We start from the raw sequence: 15,378 nt of genomic DNA, 5'->3' as shown, positions 1-15,378 counted from the left end.
AGCCCTTTGCGTCTGCTTGGTTGGTGGATCAGTAGACGGTCACGCCGTAGGCGCTGGCCGCTTCGCGTACGGGCTGGTAGAAGGTTGTGCCACCGGACTTGCAGTCGCCACTGCCGCCGGAGGTGATGCCGAGCGCCCTGGTGCCGTCGTAGAGCGGGCCGCCGGAGTCGCCGGGCTCAGCACAGACGGTCGTCTGGATCATGCCACTCACGGTGCCGCCGCCCTTGCCGACATAGCGGACCGAGACGTTGAGCGCGGTGACCGTTCCGCTGTGGGTGCCGGTGGTCGACCCGGTGCGCTTGACCGACTCCCCGACAAACGCGTCCGCGACTGCATACCCGCCGGGGTGGGTGAGCGAGGTGTTGTCGTAGCGGACCAGTGCGTAGTCGTTGCCCGGGAAGCTGGAGCCCATGGTCGGGCCGATGAGAGTGGTGTGGCCGGAGTTGGTGTACCAGGTGCTGGCCACGTTCCCGCAATGCCCGGCCGTGAGGAAGTAGTAGGTGCTGCCGCTCACGACGTTGAAGCCGAGCGAGCAACGGTACTGGCCGCCGTAGATGGCATCACCGGCGGACAGCAGCGGGGCGAAAACACCGGATGCGCGCTCGACCCGGATGGCACCGGCCTTGGCGCCGGCAGTCTGCTTGATCTTCGCGATCTCGGCGCGGGAGACGGTGCTGTCTGCGGTCACCACGACACGGTTGGATGCGGCGTCCACGTGCCATGCGATGCCCTCGACGCCCGACCGTTGCACGGAGTCGTTCACTTCAGACAGCTGACTGGCGGAGTAGTCCTGAGGGGATGCCGACACGGCGGTCGGCAGGGAAAAGGCGCTGGTGGCCACCATGCCGACGGTTACGGCGAGCAGTCGGGCGGATCGGCCGATGTGGCTGCGGGATGGGCTGCGCTTGATCCTCACTGTCTCCTCCTCAGGGAGTGATAGGACCAGATGAGTGGTGGCCCCGTGAGTCGCCGTCGGGAGACGCACCGCTGGGTCGGGCGATGTCGTCCTCCTGACACACGCTTTCGACAGTATCGGCGTGCATCAATCCATCCGCAAGATGCACCTTCATGGGCAAAGGTGCAGGTCATGAAACCCGCCGAGCCCGACCGGTGCGGAGTGCTCTACGCAGAGCTGGTCCGGGTCGACGCCCCAACCGAGGGCAGTTGTTGACGACTGGCCGGTCCATAGCAGATCGGCGCTGTTCGCGGGGTGCCGTCCACAGCTGCAGGCGTTGTCCACAGAAGAGCGGCGCCGGGCGGCCGGCCGGTGCGGTGGGCAGCAGGCTCACCGGCAGCCCTTCCGAGCCCGACCGCTGGAGGCCGTCATGCCGCCCCGTACGCCGCTCCCGCCGCACCGCCGGCTTCCCCTGCTGGTCACCGCCGACGGGGACCTGCTTGACGAGCTGCTCCGGCTCGCCGCCGCCGGTGGCACCGAGGTCGAACTCGCCGCCGACCCCGCCGCCGCCCGGGCCCGCTGGCTGCCGGCGCCACTGGTCCTCGTCGGTAGCGACCAGGCGCCGGCCTGCCTGCGGGCCCGGCTGCCACGCCGGCCACGGACGGTGCTGGTCGGTCGCTCCGGCCACCTCGACCCGGGCGCGGAGATCGCCGAGCTGATCGGTGCCGAGCACGTGGCCACACTGCCCGCCGCCGAGCCGTGGCTGGTCGACCGGTTCGCCGAGTGCGCGCTGGACTCCGCCCCCTGCGGTGCGGCGCGGATCGTCGCGGTGCTGGCAGGCCGGGGCGGCGCGGGCGCCAGCGTGCTCGCCGGCGGTCTCGCCGTCACCGCCGCCCGGGCCCGGCTGCGCACCCTCCTGGTCGACGCCGATCCGCTCGGCGGTGGGCTGGACCTGGTGCTGGGCTGGGAACAGCTGGAAGGTCTGCGCTGGCCCGGGCTCACCGGCACCGACGGCCGGGTCGACCCACCGTCGCTCGTCCGGGCCCTGCCCAGCCGGGGCGACCTGGTCGTGCTCTCCTGGGACCGCGGGGATCCGCTGCAGCTGCCCGCCGAGGCGATGGCCGCCACCGTCGACGCCGCCCGCCGGGGCCGGGACGTCGTGGTCGTCGACCTGCCCCGGCAACTCGACGACGCGTCGGTCGTGGCGTTGCAGGCGGCGGATCGGGCCCTGCTGGTCGTACCGGCCGAGCTGCGAGCCACCGCCGCTGCGGCCCGGGTGGTCGCGGCGGCCGCCCCGCACTGCGCCGACCTGTCGGTGATCGTCCGTGGGCCGGCCCCCGGCCGGCTGCGAGCCACCGAGGTCGCCCGCGCGCTCGGCCTGCCGCTCGCCGGCACCCTCCGTCCCGAGCCCGGACTCTGCCGCGGGCTCGAGCGGGGCGAGGCGCCCGCGGCGGGCGGCAAGGGACCGCTGGCCGCGCTCTGCCAGCGGATCATCGGCGAGCTGACCGGCCGGCCGGCCACCGGTGCGGCGTGACCGGCCCCGCCGACTCCGCCGAGCTGGCGGCCCGGGTTCGCCGCCGGTTCGCCGCCGGGGCAACCCCGGTCACCCCCGCCGCCATCGTCTCCGCCGTACGCGCCGAGCCGAGTGCCGCCGTGCTCGGCGACACCGCCCTGCTCCGGCTCGCCGACCGGGTGCACGACGACCTGGTCGGCGCCGGCCCGCTCGCCCCACTGCTGGTCGACCCGGAGGTCACCGATGTGCTGGTGAACGGCACCCGGGTCTGGGTCGACCGGGGCGAGGGGCTGCGTCAGGTGGCGGTGCCGCTGGGCTCGCTCGAAGACGTACGCCGGCTCGCACAGCGGCTCACCGCGGCCGCCGGGCGCCGCCTCGACGACGCCACCCCGTACGCGGACGCCCGACTGCCCGACGGCACCCGGCTGCACGCCGTGCTGCCACCGGTGGCGACGGACGGGCCGTACCTGTCCCTGCGCACCTTCCGGCAACGGCCGTTCACCCTGGAGGACCTGGTACGTCACGGCACCGTGCCCCGGCCGGTCGCCCCGGTGCTCGCCGCCATCGTGGCGGCCCGGCTGGCGTACCTGGTGACCGGTGGCACCGGTTCAGGCAAGACCACCCTGCTCAACACCCTGCTTGGGCTGGTGCCGGCGACCGAACGGATCGTGCTGGTCGAGGACGCCGCCGAGCTGCGTCCGGTGCACCCGCACGTGCTCGGCTTCCAGGCCCGCACCGCCAACGTGGAGGGCGCGGGCACGGTCGGGCTGAGCGACCTGGTCCGCCAGGCGTTGCGGATGCGCCCCGACCGGCTGGTGGTGGGCGAGTGCCGGGGCGGTGAGGTGGTGGACCTGCTCGCCGCCCTGAACACCGGGCACGACGGCGGGGCGGGGACGCTGCACGCGAACGCCCCGGGAGACGTACCGGCCCGGCTGGAGGCGCTCGGGCTGCTGGGTGGCCTGCCCCGGGCGGCGCTGCACGCACAGGTGGTGGCGGCGCTGCAGGTGTTGCTCCAGGTGCGCCGCGCTGCTGAAGGTCGCGTGCTGGAGTCGATCAGCCTGCTGGTGCCCGACGGGCCGGAGCGCCTGGTGACCGTGGTCCCGGCCTGGGTACGCGGGCGCGGGCTCGGTCTCGCGGCCCGGGCGCTCGGGGCGCTGCTGCGAGAACGCGGGGTGGACGTGCCGCCCCTGCTGTGCGCGGTCTGGCCCGGCTCGGCGGGTCCGTCGTGACCGGTCCGGCCTGGCTGGTGACCGCGTTGGTGGTCATGGCCGCCGCGGTGGTGGCCTGGCCGCGGGGCGGTGGCCGGACTCGGCGACGTGTCGTGCTCGCCCCGTTGGGCGGGCCCGACGCCGAACCGTCCGTCGCCGATGGGCACCGGCACCACGGGCGGCTGCCGGCGGCCGCCCCGGCGGTTCGTCACCGTGGTCCGTCCCCGGTGGTGGGGCGATCGTCGTCGAGCAGGCCGCCGGGTCGCCGTGATCCGCGCCGCCCGGCGGGCGTCGCGCTGCCCGACCACCTCCGCCACGCCGCGGCTTCCCTGTGGCGCGTTGCCGCCCCGACATCCGGGCCGACCGTTGGACGCCGTGCGCGGCGGGGCGCGCAGGCGTCCCGGCGGGCCGCTCTGCTGGTCGGCGCGTTGAGTGGTGGCATCGGTGGTGGCCTGGCCGGCCCGGTGGCCGCCGTGGTCCTCGCCGCATACGGCGCGTTGGGGACGCGTGCGGTCCTGCGCCGCCGGGCCGGACGGCACGCCGACCAGGCCCGGCGCCAGAGCCTGGACCAGCTGTGCGCCCTCGCCGCCGACCTCCGGGCCGGGTTGCCGATCATGGCGGCGCTCGGTGCCGCCAGATCCGGACCCGTCTCGCCCGGCGGGTTCGCGCGTGGGCCGCTCGGCGGGGTGCGGTCCGGTCGGCGGACGTCGGATTGGTCGTCGGCCGACCCGGTCACGCGGGGTGGGCCCCTGGCGTTCGACGCGCTCGCGGACGGGTTGCTGCCGGGTTCCGGCGCGCCGTCGGCTGCCGCACCGAAGCTCAATGGTGTGCCGCCAGGGCCGCTGGGGCTCGGTAGATCGGCACCGACGTCCGGCCGGCGGCGCGCGGGGCGGGACGCGGTCACGGGTTCGGCTCCTGCGGTGCAGCGCCTGATGCCCGTCGCTCGGGATGGCGGGCCCGGCGGCGCTGGTCGACGGAGCGCGTCCGACGACCGTGGTCGCGGTCGATCGGCGGCGGACCCGGAGAACGACCGGTCGGACGGGCCGGATCGGGTGGCCGAGTTGGTCAGGGCCGCCGTGCGGCTGGCGGACCGCACCGGGGCGCCGCTCGCCGAGCTGCTGGAACGGATCGAGGCCGACGCCCGGGCGGCGGACCGGGGGCTGGCCGCAGCCGCCGCGCAGGCCGCCGGTGCGCGGGCCACCGCGTGGCTGCTCGCCGCCCTGCCGATCGGCGGCATCGGGCTCGGCTACGCCATCGGGGTCGATCCCGTCGCGGTGCTGCTGCACACCCCCGTCGGTGGTGCCAGCGCGGTCGGCGCCGTCGCGTTGCAGATCGGTGGCCTGCTCTGGGCGGAACGGCTCGGCGCAGGCCCGGGGCGGGTCGGCTGATGACCCGGCAGGCATTCGCGGCGGGCTGTCTGGCCGTGGCGGCGCTGCTCGTGCTCAGGCTCGGCCCGCTCGCCGTTCGGCCGGGCCGCCGCCTCTGCCGGCTGGGCGGATCGCCGGCCGGCGCGCTCGGGCGGACCCGACCGTCCTGGTGGCCGGACCGGATCCGGCTCGGCGCGGGGCTGGCCGGAGTTGCCAGCGCCGTCATCGTCGGCGGTCGGGCGGGCCTGCTCATCGGTGCGCTGGTCGCGCTCGCCGCGGATCGCCTGCTCCGCCGGATCGAGCCGCGCGCCGCCCGGGACCGGAGACGGCGCGAGGCCGCCGACCTGCCGCTGGCTGCGGACCTGCTCGCGGCGGCCCTCCGTGCCGGAGCGCCGCTTGACCGCTCCGTGCTGGCGGTCGCCGACGCGCTCGGCGGGCCGATGGCTGACCGACTTGGCCGGGTGGGCCGGACACTGCTGCTCGGTGGGGGGCCGGCGGAAGCCTGGTCGGAGCTGCTTCCGGTGCCCGGCGCGGAGCGCCTGGTGGCCGCCGCACTCCGCGCCGCCAACAGCGGCGCCGCGCTGGCCGGGGCGTTCACCCGACTCGCCGACGACCTGCGGGCAGACAGATCCACCGCGGCAGAGGCGCAGGCCCGGCGGGCGGGCGTGCCCATCGTGCTGCCGCTCGGGCTCTGCTTCCTGCCCGCCTTCATTCTCGCCGGTCTGGTGCCGGTGATCGTCGCCGTCCTGGGCGACGTGCTCTGACCGACAAGGAAGGGAACGACATGCGGAAACTCATCGCCCGTCTGCGCGGCGACGCCGGCATGAACACCGCCGAGTACGCCGTGGGCACCCTCGCCGCGGTGGCCTTCGCCGGCATCCTGCTCAAGGTGCTCACCTCCGGCAACGTCCAGTCCGCGCTGACCGCCGTCATCGACCGGGCACTGAAGTGACCGGGCGCCGGCCGGCCGGCCACCGATCGTCGGCCGGACAGCGGGCGGTCACGTCGGACCGGAGCTCGTTCACCGCCGAACTGGCGGTCGGCCTGCCGGCGCTGGTCCTGCTGCTCCTCGCCGGTGTCACCGCGGTCAACGCGGTGACCACCCGCGGTGCCTGCCTGGACGCGGCCCGGGAGGCGGCGCTCGCCGCCTCCCGGGGCGAGAACGGAACGGCCACCGGCACGCGATACGCGCCGCCCGGCGCGGACATCGCGGTCAGCGTCGACGGCGACCGGGTCACCGCCATGGTCCGCGTGCCGGTCCGCACGCTGGGAACGCGGCTGCCCCGGCTGACGGTCTCCGCCACCGCGGCCGCGGCCGTCGAACCCGGCAACCCCGCGCCCCGGCCGTGACCGGGCGTGACAGCCTCGGTGCCCACCACGTCGGCACGACCACCGATCCCGGTGGCGTTCCGGACCGGTTGGCCGGCAGCGGCCGCGTGTGGGTTCGGCACCGGTTGGGCGGCCGTGGCCGCGTGTGGGTCCGGGACCGGTTGGGCGGCCGTGATCGCGTGCGGCCCTCGGACCGGTTGGGCGGCAGGGGTCGCGTGTGGGTCCCGGTCCGGCGGGGCGGCAGGGGTCGCGGTGGTGCTGCGGAGCGCGGTGGCGCCACGATCTGCGTGCTCGCCGTGGGACTGGTGATCGTCCTGGTCGGTCTCTTCGGCGCGGCGCTCGGGGCCGCCCGGACGGCCCGGCAGCAGGCCCGGGTCGCGGCGGACTTCGGAGCGCTCGCCGGCGCGGCCCGGGCGCTGGGCGGTGAGGCGACGGCCTGCGCGGTGGCCGGGGAGCTGACCGGCGCCAACGGCGCGCGGCTCGCCGCCTGTCGCCTCGACGGCCTGGACGTGCTGGTCACCACGGAGGTCGAGGTCACTCCGCTGCCGTGGCTGACCCGTACCGTCACCGCGACCTCCCGGGCCGGCCCGGTCCGGGGTTGACCGCTGCGGCGGTTCCGGTGGACGCCAACCCGCGGCTCGACTGATGGCGCCACCTGGGCTGTCTGGCGTCGGCATCGCTTCCCAGCCGAACGACCCGGACTGCGGGTCGGTCGTCGTGGGTGCCGGGCGACCGGTCGGGGTCGGCCAGCCCGCCCGCGACCGGTCGGGGCCGGGCCAGCCCGGCACGCCCCGACCGGTGACGGCTCAGCGGGACTGAAGGGCGTCCAGGCCGACGGCCATGGCGATGACGAGTCGCCGATCGATCTGCGGGTTCTGGATCTCCACCACGTACCGGTCGCGGAGGCCCCACTTCTTGACGACCGAGAACACCGGCTGGCCCTCGGCAACGAAGTCGAAGTGGTACGGCAGCCACGACAGCGAGTCGACGAACCGGCGCAGCAGCGCCACCGGCAGGCTGCGCTCCTGACCCGTGACCTGCGGCAGGCCACCCTGCTCGACGTGCCACGTCGAGCGCAGCAGCGAGTGGGCGAAGTCCTTGCGGAACAGGCCGATCGGGTTGCCGGCGTGGTCCGTCACGTCGTACGTGGCGCCGAGGTCGAGGCGCTGGCGGGCCTTGAAGCCGAGCAGCGGCTGCTGCTTGGTGTCGTCGGTGTAGATGGTCACCTGCTCCTTGAAGGCGAGCCGCTTCTGCTGCGCGAACGCGAGCAGCTCACCCTCCGAACCGTCCGGCGCCACCGCGCGGACCTCGTACTGGTTGACCATCATCCGGATCCGCTGGCGGATGAAGAACTGGTGCTGCGTCTGCAAGGTGTCGAGCTGCATGCGATCTCCTTCGAGGAATGAACGCCGGAGTCTCGCACAGTCGGGCCCTCAGCGTCCGCCCTCAATAGTTGCCTTCATCGCCCAGGTTTAGCACCTGGTGGATGCCGCGCAGTCGTTCTGGGCCAGGCTCGCCAGCGCGGTGCCCAGGGCGATCTGCAGGTCGGGGGTCAGTTTGTCCTGTTCGATCGGGTAGCGCAGGACGACCCGCCGGTCATGCACTCTGGTGCGGAACTCCGGGCAGCGGGCCGCTGGTGGCCTTCGCCGGCCGGGTGGAGCGGTCGTCCTGGCCGTCGGGCCGCGATCCCGGGGCGGCCGTGGGGACGGCGGTGGCATCGGTGGGTGGCAGGTTCGCCAGCACCACGTCGAGGACCTTCACCGCGTCCGGCTTGGAGAGCGGGTTGTTGCCGTTGCCGCACTTCGGGGACTGGACGCAGGACGGGCAGCCCGACTCGCAGCCGCACTCGGCGATCGCGTCGCGGGTGGCCCGCAGCCAGGCGGCCGCCGTCCCGTACGCCCGCTCGGCGAAGCCGGCCCCACCCGGGTGCCCGTCGTAGACGAAGACGGTCGGCGCCTCGGTGTCCGGATGCACGGCGGTGGAGAGCCCGCCGATGTCCCAGCGATCGCAGGTGGCCATCAGCGGCAGCAGGCCGATCCCGGCGTGTTCGGCGGCGTGCAGCGCGCCGGGGATGTCCGCAGCCTCCACGCCGGCAAGCGCCAGCGACTCCGGCGAGACGGTGAACCAGACCGCGACGGTACGCAGCTCGCGGGCCGGCAGGTCCAGCGGCCGGGTGTCGATCACCTCGCCGGAGGCGATCCGCCGCCGCTGGTACGACACGACCTGGCTGGTCACGTCCACCTCGCCGAGGAAGAGCCCGACCGGCCCGGCGTCCACGTACGACCGGACCGACACCACGGACAGCGAGGTGACGTCGCGGGCGTGGGTGGACCAGTCCGGCTCCTCGGCGTGCACCAGCGCACACCCGTCGGCCAGGTCGAGCGAGTCGACCACGTAAGAGACGCCCTGGTGCAGGTAGACCGCGCCGGGGTGGATGAGGAAATGCGACGAGCCGCCGTCGACGGTGCCGAGCAGCCGCCCGGTGGACGCCTCCACCACGCAGACCGGTGCGCCGCCCTCGCCGCGCAGGTCCACCTCGGGGCGCTCCCGGTGCCGCCAGTACCAGCCGGTGGGCCGCTGCCGCAGCGCACCGGCCTCGACCAGCGAGTCGACGGCCTCCTTCGCGCCGTCGCCGAAGAGTTCCAGGTCGGCGGGGGTGAGCGGGGCTTCGGCGGCGGCGCAGGCGAGCTGCGGGGCGAGCACGTACGGGTTGGCCGGGTCGAGCACGGTCGCCTCGACCGGCCGACCGAACAGCGCCTCCGGGTGGTGCACCAGGTAGGTGTCGAGCGGGTCGTCCCGGGCCACCAGCACGGCCAGGGCCTCGTCGCCGGAGCGGCCGGCCCGGCCGGCCTGCTGCCACAGCGACGCCCGGGTGCCCGGCCAGCCGCAGATCAGCACGGCGTCCAGGCCGACCAGGTCGACGCCGAGTTCCAGAGCGTTGGTGGAGGCGAGGCCGAGCAGGTCGCCGGTGAGCAGCGCGCGTTCCAGCTCGCGCCGCTCCTCGCGCAGGTAGCCGGCCCGGTAGGCGGCCACCTGGTCACCCAGCCCGGGCACCGCCTCGTCGAGGGCGCGCCGGGCGTTCGCGGCGACCACCTCGGCGCCCTTGCGGGAGCGGATGAAGGCGAGCGTGCGTACTCCCTCGGCGACGCTGTCGGCGAGCAGGTCGGCGGTCTCCCGCAGCGCCGAGCGGCGGACCTGGGTGAGGTCCGCGACCGCCGGGTCGGCGCCGGGGTCGGCGGGCAGCAGCGGCGGCTCCCAGAGCGCGAAGGTCACCCCGCCGCGCGGCGAGGTGTCTTCGGTGACGGCGGCCACCGGCAGGCCGGTGAGCCGCCCGGCCGTCGCCGCGGGGTCGCCCGACGTGGCGGACGCCAGCACGAAGACGGGGGTACGCCCGTACTTCGCGCACTGTCGCCGCAGCCGGCGCAGCACGTGCGCGACGTGCGAGCCGAACACGCCCCGGTAGGTGTGGCACTCGTCGATCACCACGTACGCCAGTCGGCGCAGGAACCCGGACCAGTGCGCGTGTCCGGGCAGGATGCCGTGGTGCAGCATGTCCGGGTTGGTCAGCACGAACCGGGAGTGCTTCCTGATCCACTCCCGCTCGGCGCGCGGGGTGTCCCCGTCGTAGCAGGCGGGGCGTACCCCGTCGAGTTCCAGGCCGGCGACGGCGCGCAACTGGTCGGCGGCGAGTGCCTTGGTCGGCGCGAGATAGAGCACGGTGGCCCGGGGGTCGGCGAGCAGGGTGCTCAGCGCCGGGAGCTGGTACGCCAGCGACTTGCCGGACGCCGTCCCGGTGGCCACCACCACGTTGGTCCCGGCGTACGCCAGCTCGGCCGCCCCGGCCTGGTGCCGCCACGGGGCGACCACGCCGCGTCGGGCGAACGCCGCCCGCAGCTCCGCGGGGGCCCACCGGGGCCACGGCGCCGGCTCCCCGGCGCGGGCCGGGACCCGCTCGACGTGGGTGACCGGGTCGGCGCTGTGCCGGGCGCGCAGCCGACGCAGCAGCTCGGCCGGCGGTCGCCCGGGGCCGGTGCCGGCGGATACGGTGGCGGCGGACGACGGCTTCAGGTCGTGGCGCGGCGGCAGACGCGCCGAGCTGAAGATGTCGGAGGTCACGTCCTGCACTCTCGCACTGGTGTTCGGAATTGGGAACCCGGAGCCCTGGGTATGGGGGAGCGTCCGCGGTGACCCGGCAGGGGCCAGGAGGCGGGATGGTTAGATGCCCAGGAGAGTCTACGAGGAGGACCGATGGAGCTGTCGCTGGCGACCCGCACCGTGGGGGAGCACACGGTGCTCGAGGTCGGCGGTGAGGTGGACGTCTACACCGCGCCGCGGCTGCGGGAACGGCTCCTGGAGTTGATCGATGGCGGGGCCCGCCGGGTGGTGGTCGACCTCGGCCGGGTGGACTTCCTCGACTCGACCGGTCTCGGCGTGCTCGTCGGGGCCCTCAAGCGGCTCCGTTCGGCCGGTGGCTCGTTCGCCCTGGTCTGCGACAAGGAGCCGCTGCTCAAGATTTTCCGGATCACCGCGCTGGACCAGGTCTTCCCGTTGCACCCCACGGTCGACGCGGCGATCAGCGCCGACTCGACCGGCGCCGGCGCGTGATGGCGACCGTCAAGCTCTCGTTCTCGCCCGCGCCGGTGCACGTGCGCACCGCCCGCCTGGTCGGTGTCGCGGTGGCCCGCCGGGCCGGGGTGCGCGAGGACCTGCTCGACGAGGTGCGCCTGGCCATCGGTGAGGCGTGCACCCGCGCGGTGGCCCTGCACCGGCAGTACGGCCTGTCCGACCCGGTGCTGGTGGAGATGTCGGACTCCGGGGCGTACGCCGTCCGGGTGGTGGACCGGGCCCCGATCGAGGCCGGCATCGGTCTGGCCGCACTGCCCCCGGACGAGCTGGCCAAGGAGTCGCTCAGCGAGGACGCGCTGACCACCGGCGTCGGCTTCGCCCTGCTGGCCGGCTTTGTCGAGGACCTCCAGGTGCGCCCGGTCGAGGAGGGCATCGGCACCGAGGTGCGGATGGTCTGGCCGGTCGGCCGCTGAGCTGACAGTTCGTCAACCGAGGCCGCGCTCCCCCCACGGGAGCGCGGCCTCGTCGTGTTGACCGGGCCATATATCAGATTTTTCCTCATAACACAGTTACGAAGATCATCGAGAGATGGTGCCCCCTCGGTGTGACCTCCAACACTGTGGAGGGCTACAGTACCCGGGTTGTCAGCAAGTGACCCATCTCGCCGCCAGCGGGAATCGGTGTTCATCGCTGGTCCGCGAGGGTGGGTTGGCGCGCGCTGACGAGTTCGCATCCAGGCGCCGGCCCGTGCGTCTCCACGGCCGGCGCGAGTGTTCGGTACAGGAGGACATAGATGTCCGGGACCTTGGCCGCCGACGGCGGCGCACTGTCCCTTACCGGAGCCAACACGACGTACGTCGTCATAGCCGCGGTCATCGCGCTGGTGGCGCTCGTCTTCGCCGCCGCCTTGACCAAGGCCGTGCTGGCAGCCGGTAAGGGCACCACCAACATGCAGGAGATCTCCGGGGCGGTGCAGGAGGGCGCGTCGGCGTACCTGCTGCGGCAGTTCCGGACCCTGGCGATCTTCGTGGTGATCGCCGTCGTGCTGCTCTTCCTGCTGCCGGTGCACGACACCGACGGCAACGAGACCCTGGTGAAGTTCGGCCGCTCGGCCTTCTTCGTGGTGGGTGCCCTGTTCAGCGCGTTCATCGGTGGCGCCGGCATGTGGCTGGCCACCCGCGCCAACCTGCGGGTGGCGGCGGCGGCCCGGGAGCGCGAAGGCGGTCGCGAGGGCGCCATGAAGATCGCCTTCCGGACCGGCGGCGTGGTCGGCTTCCTCACCGTCGGCCTCGGCCTCTTCGGTGCGGCGCTGGTCGTCATCCTCTTCCGGGGCGACGCGCCGACCGTGCTGGAGGGCTTCGGCTTCGGCGCCGCGCTGCTCGCCATGTTCATGCGGGTCGGCGGCGGCATCTTCACCAAGGCCGCCGACGTCGGTGCCGACCTGGTCGGCAAGGTCGAGCAGGGCATCCCTGAGGACGACCCGCGCAACGCCGCTACCATCGCCGACAACGTCGGCGACAACGTGGGCGACTGCGCCGGCATGGCCGCCGACCTCTTCGAGTCGTACGCGGTCACCCTGGTCGCCGCGCTGATCCTGGGCCGGGCCGCGTTCGGCGAGGACGGCCTGGTCTTCCCGCTGATCATCTCCACCATCGGCGTGCTGGTCGCGATCGTCGGCGTCTTCATCACCCGGCTGCGCGCCAGCGACCGCAACGGCCTGACCGCGATCAACCGGGCCTTCTACATCTCGGCGGTGCTCTCCGCGGTGCTGGTGGCGATCGCCGCCTACGCCTACCTGCCGGCGACCTTCGCCGAGCTGGAGGGTGGCCTGACCGACGTCGACCGCAACCCGCGGCTGGTGGCCATCGGCGCGGTGATCATCGGTATCGTGCTGGCCGCCGCGATCCAGGCGCTGACCGGCTACTTCACCGAGACCAACCGGCGCCCCGTGCAGGACATCGGCAAGAGCTCGCAGACCGGTGCGGCCACCGTCATCCTCGCCGGCATCAGCATCGGCCTGGAGTCGGCGGTCTACTCCGCGCTGCTGATCGGCGCGGGTGTGTTCGGCGCGTTCCTGCTCGGCGGCAGCTCCATCACGCTCTCGCTGTTCGCGGTGGCGCTGGCCGGTACCGGCCTGCTCACCACCGTCGGCGTGATCGTCGCGATGGACACCTTCGGCCCGATCTCCGACAACGCCCAGGGCATCGCGGAGATGTCCGGCGACATCGACGAGCACGGCGCGCGCACGCTGACCGAGCTGGACGCGGTCGGCAACACCACCAAGGCGATCACCAAGGGCATCGCGATCGCCACCGCGGTCCTCGCGGCGACCGCGCTGTTCGGCTCGTACACCGACACGCTGCGCAGCTCGTACGAGGACGCCGGGGTCGGCGACGCCGGGGCGGAGATCCTGAACGCGCTGAACGTGGCCAACCCGCGCAACCTGGTCGGCCTGATCATCGGCGCGGCGGTGGTCTTCCTCTTCTCCGGCCTGGCCATCAACGCGGTCTCGCGGTCGGCCGGCGCGGTCGTCATGGAGGTCCGCCGGCAGTTCCGCGAGCTGCCCGGGATCATGGACCGCACCCAGCGTCCCGAGTACGGCAAGGTGGTCGACATCTGCACCCGGGACGCGCAGCGCGAGCTGATGACCCCCGGTCTGCTGGCCATCCTGGCGCCGATCGCGGTCGGCTTCGGCCTCGGCCCGGGCGCGCTGGCGTCGTACCTGGCCGGTGCGATCGGGGCGGGCACCCTGATGGCGGTGTTCCTGGCCAACTCCGGTGGCGCCTGGGACAACGCGAAGAAGCTCGTCGAGGACGGCGCGTACGGCGGCAAGGGCTCCGACTCGCACGCCGCGACCGTCATCGGTGACACCGTCGGCGACCCGTTCAAGGACACCGCCGGCCCGGCGATCAACCCCCTGATCAAGGTGATGAACCTGGTCTCGCTGCTGATCGCGCCGGCCGTGGTGGCCTGGAGCGTGGGCGACGACCGGAACACCCCGCTGCGGGTGACGCTCGCCGTGGTCGCCGCGCTGATCATCGTGGCGGCCGTGGTGTTCAGCAAGCGCAAGGGCATCGCGATGGGCGAGTCCGACGCCGGCACCGGCGCGGGCAGCCCGGAGGAGCGGCCGGAGACGGTCAACGTCTGAGGCGGTTGCAGGCGACGGTTCCCGGTCGGCACGCCGACCGGGAACCGTGCCGTCCCGCCGGTCCCGCCAGCGAAACCTGAGCGGTGGCAGTTCCACCGGAAGGCCGTACGCTGCTTCGCATGCGCACGCGCCGGGCGGCAACCGCCGGAAAGCTCACGGTGGTCCTGGCCACGCTCGTCCTCGTCGTCGCCGGCTGCGGCGGTCCCAGCCCTCGGGTCTGGGCGGCCTCGGTCTGCGAGGCGCTCGCCCCCTGGCGGGCGGAGATCAACAAGCTGACCAGCAGCACGCAGCAGCAGATGACCGCGCAGACCACCCCGGCGCAGGCCAAGGAGAACCTGGTCCGGCTCTTCGCCGGCGCCGAGCAGGCCAGCGAGACCGCCCGCCGCAAGGTCGAGCAGGCCGGGGTGCCGGAGACCGACCACGGCGCGGAGATCTCGGCCGGCTTCCGGGCCTCGCTGAGCAAGGTGCGAGACGCGTACGGTCGGGCCCGGGACACCATCGACGGGTTGGACACCGCGCGGGCCACCGCCTTCTACGACGGGGTCCGGACGGCGGTGGAGACCCTCAACAAGGAATACGACGCGAGCGCGCTGGACACCGGCCGGCTCAACTCGGAAGAACTCAAACAGGCCTTCGACGAGGTCCCGGAGTGTCGCTGACGCCACCTGACTCGCCCTCGGACCCGGTCCGTCAGCTCTCGCTGTTCGGCACCGAGGCGGCCGACCCCGCGCTGGCGGATCTGGCCGGCCTGCTCGCGGGGCCGGCGGAGGTTGTCCGGATGGGTGGCACGGCCCGGTTGTCAGTGGTGGTCGACGCCGCCTGGCGGGTGCACGTGCTGGTGGCCGAGTTGGCCGCGCGCGGGGTGCCGGCGAGCTGGGAGCCGACCGAGGACGGCCGGCACCTGGTCCGCACCGCGTACGCCACCACCCTGGCCCCGCTCGCGGTGGCCTGGCTGCGCGGGGCGGTGAAGCGGCCGCCGGCCGGGTTCCACCTCAACGGGCGCCGGCTGCGACTCTGGCTGGCCGCCGCCGGGTCCGCCGATCCGACCGGCTTTCTGCTCCGGCTCGGCGCCGGGGACGAGTCCTGGTGGCCGCAGGTGCGGGCGGCGCTGGCCGCGGTCGGCCTGCCCGGGGCGGTGCTCGACCCGGCGGTGGGCGGGCCGGCGTACCGGATCACCGGGCGCCGGCGGCTGGCCCGGCTGGCCGAGCTGGTGGGTGACCGCCCACCCGCCGCGCCGGTGACCGACTGGCCCGGCGTTCCCCGCTGAGCGACGGCGCGCAACCCCTTCCGCTGTCTGATCCCGGACAGCCGCCGGGTGGCGGTTTGCCCAGGAAAACGGACGGGTGGCTGCT

15 protein-coding genes and 1 pseudogene are annotated in these 15,378 nt (G+C 74.1%); 12 read left to right on the top strand and 4 right to left on the bottom strand.

The window, feature by feature from the left end:
- Positions 1-28: 28 nt before the first annotated feature.
- A complete protein-coding gene (locus tag I8N68_RS28380) occupies positions 29-916 on the bottom strand; it encodes a S1 family peptidase (protein ID WP_307813010.1) in 888 nt (295 codons plus the stop codon).
- A gap of 409 nt (positions 917-1,325) precedes the next feature.
- Here I8N68_RS28380 and ssd point away from each other — a divergent pair, with 409 nt between their 5' ends.
- The 7 genes and pseudogenes from ssd (at position 1,326) to I8N68_RS28345 (ending at position 6,914) form a co-directional block, all read left to right on the top strand.
- On the top strand, positions 1,326-2,429 hold the full coding sequence (gene ssd, locus I8N68_RS28375; protein WP_200215609.1) for a septum site-determining protein Ssd: 1,104 nt from the start codon (positions 1,326-1,328) through the stop codon (positions 2,427-2,429).
- Positions 2,426-3,637, top strand: a complete 1,212-nt coding sequence (locus I8N68_RS28370) for a TadA family conjugal transfer-associated ATPase (RefSeq protein WP_200215607.1) — start codon at positions 2,426-2,428, stop codon at positions 3,635-3,637. The genes ssd and I8N68_RS28370 overlap by 4 nt, the downstream gene beginning before the upstream one ends.
- Before the next feature lie 1,040 nt (positions 3,638-4,677).
- Positions 4,678-5,004 (top strand): annotated as a pseudogene (locus I8N68_RS28365) (type II secretion system F family protein); the annotation flags it as partial.
- Positions 5,004-5,747 carry a type II secretion system F family protein gene (locus I8N68_RS28360; protein WP_200215599.1) on the top strand — a complete coding sequence of 248 codons (744 nt, stop codon included), beginning with the start codon at positions 5,004-5,006 and terminating at the stop codon, positions 5,745-5,747. The pseudogene I8N68_RS28365 and the gene I8N68_RS28360, both read left to right, overlap by 1 nt.
- A gap of 20 nt (positions 5,748-5,767) precedes the next feature.
- Positions 5,768-5,935: a DUF4244 domain-containing protein gene (locus I8N68_RS28355; protein ID WP_081883916.1), complete on the top strand. Its 168-nt coding sequence runs from the start codon at positions 5,768-5,770 to the stop codon at positions 5,933-5,935.
- Positions 5,932-6,333 (top strand): TadE family type IV pilus minor pilin, encoded by a 402-nt coding sequence (locus I8N68_RS28350; RefSeq protein WP_200215592.1) that lies wholly within the window; start codon positions 5,932-5,934, stop codon positions 6,331-6,333. Before I8N68_RS28355 ends, I8N68_RS28350 begins: the two co-directional genes overlap by 4 nt.
- Before the next feature lie 194 nt (positions 6,334-6,527).
- Positions 6,528-6,914 (top strand): Rv3654c family TadE-like protein, encoded by a 387-nt coding sequence (locus tag I8N68_RS28345; RefSeq protein ID WP_307813009.1) that lies wholly within the window; start codon positions 6,528-6,530, stop codon positions 6,912-6,914.
- A gap of 204 nt (positions 6,915-7,118) precedes the next feature.
- Here the strand turns inward: I8N68_RS28345 and I8N68_RS28340 are convergent, their stop codons facing one another.
- The 3 genes from I8N68_RS28340 to sftH all read right to left on the bottom strand — a co-directional run bounded on the left by I8N68_RS28340 (position 7,119) and on the right by sftH (position 10,428).
- Positions 7,119-7,697, bottom strand: a complete 579-nt coding sequence (locus tag I8N68_RS28340; protein WP_200215590.1) for an LURP-one-related family protein — start codon at positions 7,695-7,697, stop codon at positions 7,119-7,121.
- A gap of 87 nt (positions 7,698-7,784) precedes the next feature.
- On the bottom strand, positions 7,785-7,916 hold the full coding sequence (locus I8N68_RS33750; RefSeq protein WP_267909687.1) for a hypothetical protein: 132 nt from the start codon (positions 7,914-7,916) through the stop codon (positions 7,785-7,787).
- Positions 7,909-10,428, bottom strand: coding sequence for a DEAD/DEAH box helicase (gene sftH / locus I8N68_RS28335; protein WP_307813008.1), 2,520 nt, complete (start codon positions 10,426-10,428; stop codon positions 7,909-7,911). The genes I8N68_RS33750 and sftH overlap by 8 nt, the downstream gene beginning before the upstream one ends.
- A gap of 132 nt (positions 10,429-10,560) precedes the next feature.
- Between sftH and I8N68_RS28330 the strand changes: the two genes are divergently transcribed.
- From I8N68_RS28330 to I8N68_RS28310, 5 genes are all read left to right on the top strand, one after another.
- A complete protein-coding gene (locus I8N68_RS28330) occupies positions 10,561-10,917 on the top strand; it encodes an STAS domain-containing protein (RefSeq protein ID WP_200215588.1) in 357 nt (118 codons plus the stop codon).
- Positions 10,917-11,351 carry an ATP-binding protein gene (locus tag I8N68_RS28325; RefSeq protein ID WP_200215586.1) on the top strand — a complete coding sequence of 145 codons (435 nt, stop codon included), beginning with the start codon at positions 10,917-10,919 and terminating at the stop codon, positions 11,349-11,351. The genes I8N68_RS28330 and I8N68_RS28325 overlap by 1 nt, the downstream gene beginning before the upstream one ends.
- A gap of 320 nt (positions 11,352-11,671) precedes the next feature.
- Complete coding sequence (locus tag I8N68_RS28320; RefSeq protein ID WP_200215584.1) at positions 11,672-14,026, top strand: sodium-translocating pyrophosphatase; 2,355 nt, start codon at positions 11,672-11,674, stop codon at positions 14,024-14,026.
- Between the two features lie 119 nt (positions 14,027-14,145).
- Complete coding sequence (locus tag I8N68_RS28315; protein ID WP_200215582.1) at positions 14,146-14,685, top strand: hypothetical protein; 540 nt, start codon at positions 14,146-14,148, stop codon at positions 14,683-14,685.
- The gene (locus tag I8N68_RS28310) at positions 14,676-15,293 is read left to right on the top strand and encodes a hypothetical protein (protein ID WP_200215580.1); all 618 of its coding nucleotides are present in this window, start codon (positions 14,676-14,678) and stop codon (positions 15,291-15,293) included. The genes I8N68_RS28315 and I8N68_RS28310 overlap by 10 nt, the downstream gene beginning before the upstream one ends.
- The last annotated feature ends 85 nt before the right edge of the window (positions 15,294-15,378 follow it).

Source organism: Micromonospora coerulea (assembly GCF_016598485.1).
GTDB classification, from domain to species: Bacteria; Actinomycetota; Actinomycetes; order Mycobacteriales; family Micromonosporaceae; genus Micromonospora; species Micromonospora coerulea.
This window is presented reverse-complemented; position numbering and strand designations above follow the sequence as displayed.